At 68.5% G+C, this 14782-nt stretch carries 12 protein-coding genes; 9 read left to right on the top strand and 3 right to left on the bottom strand.

Annotated features, from left to right (window positions below):
* The first annotated feature begins 1272 nt into the window (after nt 1-1272).
* On the top strand, nt 1273-1434 hold the full coding sequence (locus ACFYYJ_RS38030; RefSeq protein WP_389139193.1) for a hypothetical protein: 162 nt from the start codon (nt 1273-1275) through the stop codon (nt 1432-1434).
* Between the two features lie 14 nt (nt 1435-1448).
* Here the strand turns inward: ACFYYJ_RS38030 and ACFYYJ_RS38025 are convergent, their stop codons facing one another.
* On the bottom strand, nt 1449-2717 hold the full coding sequence (locus ACFYYJ_RS38025; protein ID WP_385358707.1) for an ATP-binding protein: 1269 nt from the start codon (nt 2715-2717) through the stop codon (nt 1449-1451).
* A gap of 198 nt (nt 2718-2915) precedes the next feature.
* Here ACFYYJ_RS38025 and ACFYYJ_RS38020 point away from each other — a divergent pair, with 198 nt between their 5' ends.
* Nucleotides 2916-4115, top strand: coding sequence for a PP2C family protein-serine/threonine phosphatase (locus ACFYYJ_RS38020; RefSeq protein ID WP_389139100.1), 1200 nt, complete (start codon nt 2916-2918; stop codon nt 4113-4115).
* Nucleotides 4116-4308: 193 nt separating this feature from the next.
* Nucleotides 4309-4860 (top strand): DUF5994 family protein, encoded by a 552-nt coding sequence (locus tag ACFYYJ_RS38015; protein WP_389139098.1) that lies wholly within the window; start codon nt 4309-4311, stop codon nt 4858-4860.
* 673 nt (nt 4861-5533) lie between these two features.
* Here the strand turns inward: ACFYYJ_RS38015 and ACFYYJ_RS38010 are convergent.
* On the bottom strand, nt 5534-6904 hold the full coding sequence (locus tag ACFYYJ_RS38010) for a flavin-containing monooxygenase (protein WP_389139096.1): 1371 nt from the start codon (nt 6902-6904) through the stop codon (nt 5534-5536).
* A gap of 145 nt (nt 6905-7049) precedes the next feature.
* Entirely contained in the window at nt 7050-7565 is a 516-nt protein-coding gene (locus ACFYYJ_RS38005) for a WD40 repeat domain-containing protein (RefSeq protein WP_389139190.1), read from the bottom strand.
* On the opposite strand from ACFYYJ_RS38005, the gene ACFYYJ_RS38000 reads away from it, so the two are divergent.
* From ACFYYJ_RS38000 to ACFYYJ_RS37975, 6 genes are all read left to right on the top strand, one after another.
* Nucleotides 7464-7964 carry a restriction endonuclease gene (locus ACFYYJ_RS38000; protein WP_389139178.1) on the top strand — a complete coding sequence of 167 codons (501 nt, stop codon included), beginning with the start codon at nt 7464-7466 and terminating at the stop codon, nt 7962-7964. The genes ACFYYJ_RS38005 and ACFYYJ_RS38000 overlap by 102 nt on opposite strands.
* A 242-nt stretch (nt 7965-8206) precedes the next feature.
* On the top strand, nt 8207-8587 hold the full coding sequence (locus ACFYYJ_RS37995; RefSeq protein WP_385358725.1) for a hypothetical protein: 381 nt from the start codon (nt 8207-8209) through the stop codon (nt 8585-8587).
* Nucleotides 8588-8600: 13 nt separating this feature from the next.
* Nucleotides 8601-11849 (top strand): hypothetical protein, encoded by a 3249-nt coding sequence (locus ACFYYJ_RS37990; RefSeq protein WP_389139094.1) that lies wholly within the window; start codon nt 8601-8603, stop codon nt 11847-11849.
* A 1427-nt stretch (nt 11850-13276) separates the two neighbouring features.
* The gene (locus tag ACFYYJ_RS37985) at nt 13277-13555 is read left to right on the top strand and encodes a hypothetical protein (RefSeq protein WP_389139092.1); all 279 of its coding nucleotides are present in this window, start codon (nt 13277-13279) and stop codon (nt 13553-13555) included.
* 64 nt (nt 13556-13619) lie between these two features.
* Complete coding sequence (locus ACFYYJ_RS37980; RefSeq protein WP_389139090.1) at nt 13620-13793, top strand: hypothetical protein; 174 nt, start codon at nt 13620-13622, stop codon at nt 13791-13793.
* Between the two features lie 346 nt (nt 13794-14139).
* A complete protein-coding gene (locus ACFYYJ_RS37975; protein WP_389139188.1) occupies nt 14140-14334 on the top strand; it encodes a hypothetical protein in 195 nt (64 codons plus the stop codon).
* Nucleotides 14335-14782: the final 448 nt, after the last annotated feature.

Genomic DNA, 14782 nt, shown 5'->3' with positions numbered 1-14782 from the left:
CGCCAAATATGGCGGCCCCTCACATATGCCCCTGACCTGCGCGTTCCTATGGTGTGGCGACACGGAATCGTCCCCGCCCACCGTTCGGAAGTGGTGCTCATGGCCGCCCCCGCCACACCGTCAGCAACCCCCGGCAGATCAGGGCTACGACCTGCTGTGTCCCAAGATTTCGGCGGTCGGATCCAGCACGGAACCAGCACGGGTCGAAGGCGTGCCTGCTCGGTACTGACAGAGCGGCTGTGCGGTGCCCGCCACTGGGCCGATCAGCCCATCGGGACCGATTACAGAACGTCGCCCATTCCACTGTCGCCGACCTTCAGGCGCCGGTGTCCTACGGCGTGCCGGCGCGACCAGTGCAGCGGTGTCGGCCGACGGTTGGCCTCGGTGTCAAGTCGGCTCGCTGCCGCCGCGGGTCAAGCGATGCGGCGAACTCCGCCGAGATGGTCGGGCGCCACCTCGGGCGCACAGGCCGGCAGATTCTTCGTCTCCTGGTGGTACAGCAGCCGTACTCACGTTGACCTGCGAAAAGGGCAGGTGGCGTGGCCCGTCGGCGGGGGCTGGTCCGGAAATGGTCCGGATCTTGGTCGGGGCGGTCCTCGGGGGAGAGGCTGGGGTGGCTTGGGACGTTCTGGGAGTGGCCACTGGCCGGCGTGCCCCCGAAGGTCTCCTGCCAGGGGAGCCGGAACTTCCCGGGCCGGCGGCATCGGAAGTCGGAGTCGAGGAGCGCGGCCGTGCCGATCAGGAGCAGCTCTTACCGGGCCGTCCCAGCGCGGTAGGCCTCGGAGTGGTGTTCCGCCAGCCGATCACGGGCGGCGCCCGGTGCCGAGAGCGGCTTCCGCAGGAGGCGGCGTCATGATTTTCCGCGGTCGTGATCACGATCAAGAAGTCGGCCATGAGGGCAACGTACTCACCCCAACCGCGTCGCTGGTCTGGATACGCCGACGCCCCCGACAGAGCCAGGCCGGGTGGCTAAGGGCTCTGGCCTGGCTCAGCGCAGTGGTGAACCTGACGTATCAGCTCCGTGCCTCGGCCCCGCTTGCGGTCAGGTGGTCGTCGATGTGGCGGGCGGATCGGTGGTCGCTCTGGATCGCTCCGTCGATGAAGCCGCGCCACGTGCTCGCCTAGTCGGAGCCGGCCCCGCCCCCTCGTGGTCGGCCGCCGGCAGGACCCCCGCCGGCACCTGCGCGCACTCCGACGAGATCTGAGAAGCCCCGACCGGCCCCGGAGCCCACCCCACCCACACACGAAAGGACGCGGTCATGGCCACACTGCGTGAACGCAAGACCTGGCCGCCGCCAGCACCTACCTGGCGGGGGAGGGCTGATCACCGTCGACTGGGAGCCCGGCAACGCCCCGGCGATGGTCACCCTCACCCACGAGGGAATCCGGCACGTGGAGGCCGAGGAGGAAGGGACGGCCAGGGGCCCGGCCTGATCCGGGCAGCACACCTAGATGCGGGCGAACTCCTCTGTCTGCTGGGCGAACTCCTGGGCCATGGCCGCGCTGACCGTGGGCCTGGTTTCGCCGATCGCGCGCAGGTAGTCCTCGGTGGTGGGGTGGGCCCGGGTCCCGGTGTCGAAGGTGTGCTCGAACTGGATCTGTGAGACGGTGCGCGCCACATGGGCGATGTCGGCGGGGGTGAACCCCTCGCTGGCGGTCGCCAGCGCCGTGCTGTCGGCCTGCGCTTCCGCCCTGGCCAGGTAGCTCTCCCACAGCGCGGTCCTCGCGCGGTCGTCGGGCGGACCGATCGGCAGGACGTAGTCGAAACGGCCGTGGCGCAGGAACGCGGAGTCGAGGGTGGTCACGTTGTTCGTGGCGCAGACGAGCAGCCGTCCGTCCTGGCCCCGGAACCGGACGATCGCCTTGAGCAGTTCGTTCACGACGCCGACCGCGGTCGCGTCCGCACCGCTCCTGGTCCCGGCGATCTCCTCGACCTCGTCGATGAAGACCAGGACGTGGTCGAGCCGGGCGATCTCGTCGAAGCGCCGGTTCAGCCCGCTGGCCAGCCCGTACTCGGCGGCCAGCCGGGCGGGGAACAGCTCCAGGAACGGCCATCCCAGACGGCTGGCGATCGCGTGCGCGAACGTGCTCTTCCCCGTCCCGGGCGGCCCGAACAGCATCACCGCCCGCGGCAGCTCGACTCCGTGCTGGGCTGCCATTTCGGGATGGGCCAGCGGCAGGACCAGGCGCCGCTCGATGAGCTCCTTCTCCTTCTGCATGCCGGCGACCTTCTGCCACAGGTTCCCGGGCGGCAGCTCCGCTCCCAGCGACGCGAGCATGCTGACCGCCTGAGGGGTCACTCGCCCGCGCTTCTCGAAGAAGACCAGGCCCGGACGGGCGTCGAAGCCGCAGTTGTGCAGGGCGGTGGCGCCGGTCTCGCCGTCGGGCAGGACGGCGTGCACGGTTCGGACGCCACCGGCGAACAGCCGGTGCTCCAGGGCCGTGATCAGGTCGCTGCCCAGCCCCTGGTGCCGCCAGGCGGGCGCCATGCTGATGCGCAGGATCCACGCCCGGTCACCGTCCACCCTGCTCACTGCGGCGCCGACCACCACGTCGTCCGCGGTGGCCACCACCGCCGGGTGGAGGGCCTGGAGGGCCGCCACGGCGTCCGAGAGCGGAAAGAGCGGCGGCTCTTCGGCCGTGCCGCTCTCGGCGTCGACTCGGAGCACCGATTCGAGATCGTCCTGGGTGTAGTCCCTGACACGCCAACCCGTCATGATCAGCTCCGCGTGTTCGGCCGTACTCCCATCATCAGCCGATGTGCGCGGGACGCGCCCATCGGCCTTCAGGCCGGCGGCACCGGACGGCCGCGGGGCACGAGCCGTGTGGCGTGCCCGGTTGTCGGGGAGCATCCTGGAAGCCTCGCCGCCCGTGCCGCCCGGACGCCGGCCCGCCGCCCGGTTGGAGGCAACAGCATGACCGTCGGAGGCCGCGCGGACCCGGATCGCTCGGAGAGTTTCGGGGAGGAACTGCTCGGGCTGCTTCTGGACGGGGCGCACGAGCTGCCGCCCCATCTGGTCGGCCCGCTCGTCGCCGAGACGGTGGCCCGGATGGGGGGCCGCGAAACACAGATCCTGCTCCAGGACTACGGACAGCAACAGCTGGTCCCGCTGCCAACCGGCGGCGCGGCCGCCGGTGAACCGCAGCCCATCGACCGGTCCGAAGCCGGGCGGTGCTTCCTGGAGTCACGACCCGTCGAAGTCCTGACGCCCGACGGCGTACGGGTCCACCTGCCCCTGCTGGACGGCGGCGACCAGGTGGGGGTCCTCGCGGTCACCCTGGACGGGATCGACGACGACGCCCGCCGCCTCCTGCGCAGGATCGCGGGCCTGGTTGCCGACCTGCTGCAGACCAAGAACGGCTACACGGACCTCTTCTTCCGGACCCGCCGCAGAGAACCGATGACCGTGGCCGCGGAGATCCAGTGGTCCCTGCTGCCCCCGCTGTCGATGGTGATGCCGCGCGTCGCGGTCGCCGGAGTCCTGGAGCCCGCCTACGCCGTTGCGGGGGACAGCTTCGACTACGCCCTGAACGGCGACGTCCTGCACCTCGCCATGGTCGACGCCATGGGGCACGGCCTGGACGCGGCCACGATGGCGACGGTGGCCATCGGCGCGTACCGGCACGCCCGCCGGATCAGCATCGAACTGTCCGAGATCTACCTCTTCATGGACCGGGCGGTGGCCGAGCAGTTCGCGCCCGAGCGGTTCGTCACCGCCCAGATGATGCGCCTCGACACGGACACGGGCCGCCTGCAGTGGGTCAATGCCGGCCACCCTGCCCCCATGCTGGTCCGCGGACACCGCGTCGTGGGCCGCTTGGATAGTCCCACGACCCTGCCCGTCGGCTTCGGTGGAGCGCAGCCGCAGGTCAGTGAAGTGGCGCTCGAACCGGGGGATCGCATCCTCTGCTTCACCGACGGGCTGATCGAGGAACACGAGAGCGGGCAGGAGCAGTTCGGCGAGGAGCAGCTGATCGACTGGGTGAACCAACTGGAGGAGACGGACCGGGAGGTCCGCGCGGTGGCCCGGGACCTCTCCCTCACGCTCAAGCGTGCACGCGGCGAAGTCACCTCGGACGACGCCACCCTCGTCCTGGTCGAGTGGCGCGGATGACGGAGCGCGTGGGCACTTCGGCCCACAGGCGTCGGCGTCCAAGCCGACTCTCGAAACCTCTCGTCCGACCCCGCCGCGGAGTAGGCTGGGATTACCGGGAGTAACTCGTGCATCCGCGCCCACGCGGACGTCGTTTCCGGCGATCAAGGCATCGCGCCGCCCGGCAGGGCGGTTCGGGAACGAGTCTGCGATCATGACCACCGCCGCTTCCCTGTTCTCTGCACGTTTGACCCTGACACCGAAGACCGCCCTCGCCGGCCTGTTGGACGGCGCGTGGTGGCCCAGGTCCCGCGATCTCGCGGCTGAGCTTCCGTCGCTGGTCGAGGCGCTGGAGGGGCGCTTCGGACGCATTACACGCGTCGCGGTGAATCCCACCTGCTGGCCCGTCTTCCCGCACAAGGTCGTCGTCGCAGGACACATCGTGCACGTGGGCTGGTTCACGGAACAGGATTCCGACAAGATGATCCTGCTCTCCTACGCCGTCGGCCGCTGCGACCTGTTGGTGATCCCGCCCGAGACCGAGCCGGCCGCAGCAGACCGGCTCATGATTGCCGCCGCCATCCCCGGTAACGTCCGGGCTGTCGGCACCCTGATGACCGACGAAGCCGCGAACGGCCTCCGCGTCCGAAACGGGCGAAGCGGCGAGGATGTCCGGGAGACCGATGGCGGAACTCTCACGACGCCCCGTCGGCACCCCGTCGTCGGAGCACGGATGATCCCGCTGCCGTGGAACAGGCGGAGGTGACCGCGCAGACCGTGCACCCCCGGCATGCGGTCCTCCAGCAGGGCTCGGCAGCGTTCCCCGTCCATCCCGCTGACGAGGGACAGGAACAGCTCGATGGCGCGTTCGGCGTCCCAGTCGGCTTACGGACCGCCGCCGCTGATCAGCCGCAGCGGGAGAGGGTCGGCTCTCGGTCCGCGACTGGTCCGGAAGCGACGCGTGAAACACGATGGCGAACGCTCAATGCTGAGACCCGTTCACCTTGAGTGATGGAACGAGTGTCGCCTGGAGGTTGGCGACACCCCCTCCAGGCAACCGACTTCCTGCTCTAGAAGAGGCCCAGCTCCTTGGGGGAATAGCTGACCAAAACGTTCTTCGTCTCATGGTGGTAGAGCAACCGCACCCATGCTGACCAGGGGGAACGGCAGTTGGCGCGTCTCCTCGGCGGGGGCCGGTCCGGAACTGGTCCGGATCTTGGTCCGGGCGGTCACCCGGCGGAGAGGCTGGGGTGGGATGGGAAGTTCTGGGAGTGACCGGGAGCGGGCGGGCCATCGGACGGGGGCGCCATGCCGCACATGAGCGATGTGCGGCTGTCGGCGGGACCCCGGCAGCAGCTGGCGCCCTGCGTCAGCTCACTGCCGAGGCCTTCAAGTAGGTCTACTTCCAGGACGGCGGCCGCCGCGCCGGCTCCCTCGGGTCAAGGGGTCCGGGCCGCTGAGGCCGGATGGGTTCTGTAGGTGTAATCGTCCAGCGAGAACGTCATGGCGGCGCGCTTCGCGGCGGATGACGTCGTCGGGCGCCAGAGTGGAGAGTCTCCGTGATGGTCGAGGAAGAACGTGTTCGAACCGGCACAGTTGTTGGTGTACACCAACGACTTGCCGATGCGTTCCCGCGCGAACCGCAGGAACCTGTCGTTGGCCTCAGGTGTCACCTCGACGGCGGTAGCGCCACGCCTGCGGGTCTCGGTGATCACCCGGATCGCGTGCGTGGACAGCGTCTCCACCATCCCGGGCCACGAGCCTCCGCTCCATGAGTAGGGCCCGAAGATGAAGAAGTTGTTGGGTAGTTTGGGAAGGCTGACCCCTTCATAGGCCTGCACGCGCTCGTGAGTGAAGAAATCGGCGAGGTCGAACCCGTCCCTGCCTCGTACCGGCGCCTTTCGGTAGTTTTCCGGGTCGTAGAACAGCCGGAACCCGGTGGCCAGGATCAGGGTGTCGATCTCGTGCATACGGCCGTCACTGCTCAGCACTCCCTTCGACGTGATTCGTTCGATACCGGTGGTGACCAGCTCCACGTTGGGCCTGGTGTAGGTGCGGAAGTACGTGTTGGACACGCTGGGCCGTTTGCACAGGAACTTGTAGTCCGGAATGAGTTTGCGGCGCAGTGCCGGGTCGGGGACCTGAGTGCGCAGGTAGACCCGGACCAGGGCGGCTGCGAACTTGGCGATCACCGCACCCGGTTTACCCAGCAGGAAAATACCTACCAGCAGCATCTCAACCACCGCCGAGCTGATCGCCCGCAGTACGGCGTTGGTCAGCGGTACCCGGGCAAGAAGCCATCGCAGCCAACGCGGGATCGACGGATCCGGTTTTGGGAACACCCAGATAGCGCTGCGCTGGAAGACGGTGAGTTTGCCGGCTGCCTCGGCCACCTTCGGTACCAGTTGCACGGCCGACGCACCGGTGCCGATCACGGCAACCCGCTCGCCGGTCAGGTCGGGCCCGTGATCCCACCTGGCGCTCTGGATCACCTTTCCGGTGAACTCGTCAAGCCCCGGAATATCCGGCCGCAACGGTTCCGTGTACAAGCCGACTGCGGTCAGTACGAACCTGGCGGTCAATTCGCAGCCGCCGGCCAACCGCACGTGCCACAGGTGCTCGTCCTCATCCCAGTGCCGCGAGGTCATCTCGGCGTTCAGCCGGATGTGCTTGCTCAGCCCGTACTTCTCCGCCATGTGGTCGATGTACTGCTTGACTTCTGCGCCCTTGGGAAACAGGCGGGTCCTCGGCGTCGGCGCTTCCCGTCCGAGATACGTGCCTGGTGCTGGACAGGACGTGAGGCTGAGCATGTCGGGGAGACAACGCGAAGCAGCCGCAGCCTCCCGGTTGTGCACCCTGACCAGTAACCAACTCGCGGCCGGGCTGCGCCGTCGTTGCGCCGCCCCCGCGCGCCGCGGGGCCCTGGCCGCCCGACGGCTCCAGGCCTGAAGGTCGTCAGTTCCCGCGTGCCACCGCCCAGATTTCTATCGTCGCGAAAACGCTGCCGCCGCGAGCCACCGCGAACCGAGACGCGTGGGCGTCGAGTGCGACGGCGTTGGAATTGGAAGCCACTGTGACGTCGAACAGCTTCGCTCCGGCATCGACGTCCCACAAACTGACCTTCCTGCCCCTGCCACCGGTGATCGCATGTGTTCCGTCAGCGCTCAGGTCCAGGTGCCAGAGGTAGTCGTCGAGTTCCATCCGGGTGAGGAGCGTGCTCTCGTCGGCGTCCCACACACCCCCGGTACGCAGCCCGCTCCGGCGCGCCACGCGCGTGCCGTCCGCACTGAAGTGCATGCCTCGCACGTACTGTCCGATGGGGATGTCGAGTGGATGCCGCCTTCCGGACCCGACGTCCCACAGCGAGACGTGCCCTTCGGGTCCGCAGGTGGCCAGGCCCGACCCGTCGTCGGTGAGGGCGACGTACCGGGTGGGGGAAGGCGGAGTTCTGAACACGAGGCGCCCGGCCATGTCCCACACCGAAGCCACGCCTTCGGTCGCGCTGGCGAGCCGCTTCCCACCGGCCGCAAGCGTGTCAATACGCGGCCCTCGCAGGACGAGGGCGTGGACGCGGTGGCGATGAACACCGACCCGGTCATGCGGGGCTTGTGCATCATCCAGGCCAAACGCACTGCCAAGGTGGTCCCCTTCGAGTCGGTCTCCGCCCTCGCCGGCGTCGTGGAGCACAAGCGGGCGGCCAAGGGCATCCTGGTGACGACTTCGTGGTTCGGTCGGGCCAGCGAGGCGTTCGCGAACGACCACGGACGCTTGGAACTCCTCGACGGCGCCAACCTCGTCCACCTGTTCAAGGAACACCTCGACCTCGACGTCATCCCGGGCCCAGTTCCTCCCAAGCGCCGCCCCCGCTGACGACGTCGCCATGAACGTGAGCCCCGGGCGCTCCAAGATGGACTTCGGTGCGCCGCCGACGGCGAGAAGGCCTGGGGCTCCCGAGAGGGGATCCCGCACCATGCACGATCTCGTTTGCCGGTCTGTTGGGCGAGCACGAGAATCCCCCGTTCTGGCACCGATGGTGCAAGACTGGTTGCCTGCGTCACTGGGTGTGCGGCTGCATGATGCCGAGTTGATTCGAATCGACGACGAGGGCGGGCATGGCAGGAGTGGAGTTGGTGGTGGCCGCACTGGCCGCAGGGGCTTCGGCGGGCCTCACGGACACCGCGAGCAGCGCTGTTCGGGACGCCTATGCAGGGCTGCGCGAGGCGGTGCGGCGGCGCCTCGCCACGCGTAGTGGGGACAGCACGCGGATTCTGGAGGCAAACGAGGCCGAGCCCGGGGTGTGGCAGGCCAGGCTGAGCGAGCTGCTGTCCATCTCCGGCGTCGATCAGGACGAGGAAATCCTGTCCGCCGCGCGGTCGTTGCTTCAGGATCTGGGCGGGGTCGGAGACCAAACCGGGGTGAACGTCGTGGATGCGAGGGAAGCCAAGGGCGTGCAGGTCGGGGACTGCAACACGCAAACCAACACGTTCAACTGACCGGGCCGCGCAGGTGGGGACAGACGAAAGAGGCCATGCAGCCGACGCCCGCGGGGCAAGGGGGCTGCAGGTCGGCGACAGCAACGTTCAGGTCAACGTGTTCGCACCCTTCCCCCCTGCCGCGCGGTCCGCGTACCTCTACCAGGTACGGGCGATCGCCCCCAAAGCCCTAGCGGACCGGGAGGACGAGCTGGCCGAGCTGGCGAACTTCTGTACCCAGCCCGGAGCCGCCGACTACATGTGCTGGCGCGCCAGGGCGTGGGCGGGGAAGACCGCATTGATGGCGTGGTTCGTACTGAACCCGCCAGCCGGCACGCGCATCATCTCGTTCTTCGTCACTGCCCGGTTATCTGCGCAGAGCGACCGCGAGGCGTTCTTGGACGTTGTCATCGAGCAGCTGGCAACCCTGCTGGGCGAGCCCCTGCCGCCATACCTGACCGCCGCCACCCGAGCCGCCCACCTGTGGAGGATGCTCGATGCCGGGGCCGCGGCCTGCGCGGAACAAGGGCAGCGCCTAGTGCTGGTCGTAGACGGCCTCGACGAGGACAGCGGAGCCGAACACAGCATTGCTGCGCTGCTCCCAGCCCGGCCCGCATCGGGGATGCGCATAGTGGTGACGATGCGTCCCCACCCGCCGATCCCGCCCGACGTGCCCAGCGGGCATCCGTTGCGGGATCCGGCGGCCGAGTGCGTCCTGGCAGTATCCCCGCACGCCCAGGTCGTGCGACGTGACGCCGAACTGGAACTGAAGCGGCTACTGCGAGGCACGAGGGAGGATCAAGACCTGCTTGGCCTGGTCGCCACGGCAGGCGGCGGCCTCAGCAGCCGGGACCTGGCCGAGCTGATGGGACACCAGGTATGGGAGGTCGAGGAAGCCCTGCACGCCGTAGTCGGGCGATCGTTCACCCGCCGCCCCGCGCCCGGCTGGTCCGGGACAGGGGGTGTCGGTGAGGTGTACGTGCTCGGCCACGAAGAACTTCAGCAGACCGCCGTTCGGTTTCTGGGTGACGCACGCCTGGCGGAGTACCGGCAGCAGCTGCACGCCTGGGCAGATCAATACCGGAAGGCGCACTGGCCGAGCGAGACGCCCGGCTATCTGTTGCATGGTTACTTCCGCATGCTGCATACCGAATCCGACCTGCCCAGAATGATCGACTGCGCCTTGGACAAGACCCGCCACGACCGGATGCTCGACATAAGCGGCGGGGATACTGCCGCATTCACCGAGATCACCACCACGCAGGTCTCAATCCTCGACTGCTCCACGCCAGACCTGTGGGCCATGACTCTTTTGGCGGTCCACCGAGATAACCTCGCCCAGCGAAACTCCAACGTCCCCATCGGCCTGCCCGCCGTATGGGCTCTCCTGGGACGTCCTCGGCGCGCCGAAGCTCTGGCCCGGTCCATCCCAGACCCAGGTAATCGGGTTCGGTCGCTGATTGCGGTGATCCGGGTGCTGGCGGAGTGTGATGTCCGCATCCGGGCTGAGTCCGGGGCCAGCGAAATCAACGCCATCACTCAGGACCTCGTCCACGAGGCTGAGGCTGCGGCTCGGACAATCGTGAGCCCTTTCGAGCGAGCCTTGGCAGTGGTGGCCTTGGCGGAGACGGTGGGGCAGGGAGGGGACGCTGGCCGTGCCAACGTCCTCGCCCGCGAGGCTGAGGCCGTGGCCCGCACCATCATCAACGCAGGGCCACAGGCACGGGTATTGGCTGCAGTGGCGGAAGGGCTGGCGCGGGTCGGGGATACCGATCACGCTGACGAACTAGCCCGCACCATCACCAACTCGCGTGCCCGGAATCGAGCCTTGGCCTCAGTGGCCGCGGCTCGGCTGCGAGGTGAGGCCGAGGTCCCCGCCCGGAGCGTCGCCACCCCTGACCCACGGACACGGACCTCAGCCGGTGAAGCTGACATGCTGGCGCTGGAGGACGCTAACCGTGCCTCTGATCCCTCCTGGGACATCGCCGCCCCGCTTGCGCGGACACGGATGTTGGTAGCCGCGGCGGAGACAGCAGCACGGGCCGGGGACACGGACCGCGCCGAGGAATTTGCCTACGAGGCCGAGGCCTCAGCCCGGACCATCACCAGTCCGGGGAGCCAGGTGCGGGCGTTGGTGACGATGGCGAAGGCGATGGCACGGGCAGGGGACATCGACCGCGCCGAGAGGCTCGCGCGCACAATCACCGAACCTCACACGCAAACAAGAGCGTTCGCTCTGATCGCGAAGGCGGTAGCTCGGGCCGGCGACCTCGATCGCGCCGAGGATCTCGCCCGCAGCATCCCCAACCCGCGTGAGACAAGTCGGGCGTTGACGGTGGCAGCCGTGACCTCGGCAGGGGGTGGAGACCCCGACCGTGGCCAGGTACTCACCGGCGAAGCCGAGGCAGCGGCCCGGATCATCTCCAACCCCCAGGAGAGGACTCGGGCGTTGGTCGCGGTGGCCGAGGCAGCGGCACGCGCAGGGGACTTCCATCGTGCCCAGCAGCTCGCCCGTGAGGCGGAGGCCACGGCCATGAGCGTCGTCAGCGGGAGACAAAGAGCTTCGGTGATGGGAGCGGTGGCGAGGGCGATGGCACGGGCAGGGGACATCGAGCACGCCGAAGACCTCGCGCAGTCCATCCGCAACCCGCATGAGCGGGCCTTGGTGAGGGTGGCGGGGGCAGAGGCGGCGGCTCTGGCTGGGGACGTCGGCCGTGCCGAGGAGCTTGCCCGGACCATCCGCAAACCGCGCGAGCAGACACGGGCGTTGGTGACGGTAGCGTTGGCAGTGGCTCAGGCCGGGGACACCGACCGGGCCGATGGCCTTGTCCGCGAGGCTGAGGCCGTAGCCCGGACCGTCCCGGATCCAAGCAATCGAGTCCAGGCGTTGGTAGCGGTCGCGGTGAGAGCGGCACGGGCTGGGGATGTCGACCACGCCGCGGATCTCGCCCGCGAGGCCGAGGCCACGGCCCAGACCGTGATCGACGCAAGACCGCGAGAATCCGCGTCGGCTGTGGTGGCAAGGGTGATGGCCCAGTCAGGGTACGTCGATCGCGCCGTGAAACTAGCCCGGAGCATCCCCCATACACATCAGCGCGCACGGGCTTTGGCGGTGGTGGCCAGCCACGTCGACACTGCTCGTGCATGTCCGCTGATCGCACAGGCTTTGCAGATCGACACTTGGCACACATCCATCGATGCCCTCGCCGCACATCGACCTGATGTGCTGACGGTAGTTGCCGACGAACTTCTTGCTGGGCAATGCGAGGCTCAGCTCGATTGACGTACCCGAGCAGCGCCGCGGCCGATGCGACAAGTTCCGCATTATCATCCGCTACGCCGACAGCGACGAGCCCGATCTCCGCTCCGGCCGGCTGCTTACACAGCAGTCACGCCTTCGCCGTCCAGTGCCCGGGAGCCGCATTCACTGCTCACCTCCAAAGAGCGGGCCGACCACCCTGTAAGGGCAGCCATCGACAACAAAGCCGGGGATGCAGCGGGCCATGGGCACCCCCCCCGTGAAATGCCTATCCTCGGCGGGGGTCTGGGAGGGTACGTGAAACGAGGCGGGACACCGGCCTTCTGCCCGGCGAGGTCCGTCCGGACGCAGCCGCCGTCGGGCAGCGGCGTCGCCTGGGCGTGGGCCAGCAGGTCCGCGGCGCGCCGCAGCCGCCACTCCAGGACCACCGAAACCGACTCGGCGCTCGCCGGCTCCCGACGGGTAGTCGCATCGGCCAGGGCCGCGGCAAGCGCCTCCAACCCGGCTTCCGCCAGGACCTGCTCCGCCCGGCGGCATTTGGCCTGGGGCCGGGGCCGCAGCGATGTGGGGCGGGGGCGCCCAGGGAACCGGAGAGGCGGCCGTAGTGAGTGGTGCTCCAACGGTCGGTTACGGTGCTGACCTGGAGGAGGGCGAGGTTGCCGCGGACGATTCCCGCCAAGACCGAGAGGACGACCAACAGGGGTATCCGTGTTTGTGCCGCACCATGCGTCGCGAGGGGTGTCCACGACTTCGCAGGAGCGACGAGCCGCGAGCGTGAGCTGCAGCCGAGCGGCGGCGGACTCCCGCGGGGGCTCGGAGGGCTCAGGTCCGGCGCGGCCCGCGGCCGGACGCGGCACGTCGGGTCGCCGTCCTCCATAGGACGCCGTACCGGACGTTGCCTCGGCATGACTGCAGGCGGCTCGCCCGATGTCGCGTGCGAGGTACGCAGTGTGATCGGCGGTGGGGGTCCAGAACTCGAACGCCGTCCGCTTCACCTTGACGATCGCTCGTACGTAAAGCCCGGAGGCGGTATCTCGGATGAATTCGCCGAAGGGGCGCTCCGCAGGTCGGGTGGTCGGATGCCAGCCTCCGCATTTCCCTGTCCGCTTCTTCGGGCACGGCCCCGCGAACCGCTTGTCGCACTTGGCGAGTTCGATGCGTCGGATACCACCTCGGAACGGGATGGGGGAGTCGCGCTTCATGATCAGTTCCAAGGGGACGCGGTCGGTACGCAACCACGGCACCAGCGTGTCCCGCGCCATGTCCTGGCTGTCCGTCTGCCATGCGTCCAGCACGCCCGTCCGTCGCGCCGCCACGTCCCGTGCTTGAATCTTACGCGGGTTGCGCGGGGACAGCTGTGATTCGAACCCGAGGAACACCCCGTCCACACCACGGATCAGGACGTCACTGCGGACTGCGCGGTCCTTGCTCGATCGCTCTTGGAAGGCAGTGTGCCCGCCCTTCTCTGCGGCGCGGACCGCCCGGTCTTTGTACGCCTTGTGTTCGTCAGACTGTCCACCGCCGTGGTGCCGATCCTCGGCGTCGCTTCGCATGTGGGCAGCGACGACCTTGCCCAGTCGCCGGTACACCGACATCGGCTCGACGAAGCCCCGCTTCTCGCATACCTCCGCGCACGTGAGGCCACGGCGTTGTACGGGCAACCGGCGGTCATTGAGGAGCTGTTCGAGCAGTGCAGCGCCGCCGGCCACTACGAGGTCCGGTTTCGTTAGGTCCAGTCGTTGGTCGAATCCTGCCAGTCGCACGTACCGGTTGGGTGGCGTACCGGTGACGGACATGGCCGAGTGGCTCGGGCACCGGGATCCGCGCATCACCCACGAGACCTACGCGCACGTAATGCCCATGCCCGACGCACTGGGGCGCCTGCGGGCCCTCATGGACTCGGTCTTCACGCGCGAGACCGAACTGAGCCTTCCGCTCGAGTTCGAGGCCGTGGTCCAAGCCGCCTGACGACCGTGATGCGGCTGGCCGGGCTCCGGCCGGCCGCGCCCTCGGACGGGAGGATTGTGGGATCCGATCCGCCCGGGAATGACCGAGTTCAACGCAGCGTAGTCAGCACCGAACCAGCACGGGAGTCAGCACCGTACCGTCAAACCGTGCCGCAACGGGCATACCTGACGTCCCCCTGGCGGGGTCTGTCAGTGCCCATGTCGAGCCGCGGCCGACTCGCGTGTGGTGGTTGCGCACGTGTAGGCACCCCCAAATATGGCGGCCCCTCACATATGCCCCTGACCTGCGCGTTCCTATGGTGTGGCGACACGGAATCGTCCCCGCCCATCGTTCGGAAGAGGTGCTCATGGCCGCCCCCGCCACACCGTCAGCAACCCCCGGCAACATCAAGAGAGTCGTCGCGGCGAGCCTCGTCGGGACCACCATCGAGTGGTACGACAACTCATCCGATCAGGGCTACGACCTGCTGTTTCCCAAGATTTCGGCGGTCGGATTCAGCACGGGACCAGCACGGGTCGAAGGCGTGCCCGCTCGATACTGACGGAGCGGCTGTGCGGCGCCTGCCACTGTGCCGACCAGCCGATCGGGACCGATTACAGAACGTCGCCCATTCAAGTCGGCTCACTGCCGCCGCGGGTCAAGCGATGCGGCAAACTCCGCCGAGATGGTCGAGCGCCACCTGGGGCGCACAGGCCAGCAGATTCTTCGTCTCCGGGTGGTACAGCAGCAGCACCCGCGCTGACCAGGGGAAACGGTATTTGGTGCGGCCTTCTGGCGGGGGCTGGTCCGGAAATGGTCCGGATCTTGGTCCGGGCGGCCTGAGGGCGGCGGTGATGGGGTGGGGTGGGACGTTCTGGGAGTGATCGGGAGCGGCGGGCTGCCGCACGGGGGGCACGCGTGGCAAACCCGAGCTGCGTACGGCCGTCGGATGGGGCCCGGCGCAGCTGTTGGAGCGGCTTTGTGATGGCTTCGATCACACGGCGCGCCAC

The organism is Streptomyces sp. NPDC002467, assembly GCF_042889825.1.
Taxonomy (GTDB): domain Bacteria; phylum Actinomycetota; class Actinomycetes; order Streptomycetales; family Streptomycetaceae; genus Streptomyces.
The sequence above is the reverse complement of the archived record's forward strand: the minus strand, read 5'-3'. Positions and strand labels throughout refer to the sequence as shown.